We start from the raw sequence: 614 nt of genomic DNA on the forward strand, positions 1-614 counted from the left end.
GCATACCATTGCGAAAACGTCCCATCCGGCATGCCTATGCGCCGCGCCACCTCTGCTTTCGACCAATCATTCATTTGCCCCAAAGCTCTCACTGCATCCACAAGCTCATTCCATAAAGCAATGTCATCACTGTTGCGGTTTTGTGCTGTTCCATTGGGCTGGATTTTAGGTCGCGCCCAAGGATTTTTATCGACCGTTGCATTTATCGCGTTTTTCATGTATATTCCCCTCTCGTATTGATTTTAGACTGTTGATAAGGGGAAGGGCTCCCACCCGCCCCTTATCTTTTATCTTTAGAATGAACATTTAAAAGCCGTACGCGATACTAAAACGGCTAACCTTGCAAATCCCCTCTCTTTCTCACACATCGGGGAACTTGCTAACTCCACGCATCTCACCCGATCAGGCAAAGATACCTAGAAACTTCATGTATTGATTAGACTTTTAAAGGATTAAGATTCCTCCCCCCTTTCTTTGTTAACGCTTCAACCTGGTACGCGATACAAAACCAGCTTCCTTTTGAGAATTCTTACAAATCCCCCCTCTTTCCTTTCCTATCGTTTAGGAAACTTGATCACCTCACGCCCCTCATCAGAGGCGGAAAGCTTTCTCAA

1 pseudogene is annotated in these 614 nt (G+C 45.6%); it reads right to left on the minus strand.

Annotation, left to right across the window (positions count from 1 at the left end):
- Positions 1 to 218: pseudogene (locus ACFIL8_RS12265) on the minus strand (DNA transposition protein); the annotation flags it as partial.
- Between the last annotated feature and the right edge of the window lie 396 nt (positions 219 to 614).

The sequence above is a fragment of the Bartonella sp. AP57NXGY genome, assembly GCF_042195805.1.
In the GTDB taxonomy this organism is placed as follows: Bacteria; Pseudomonadota; Alphaproteobacteria; order Rhizobiales; family Rhizobiaceae; genus Bartonella.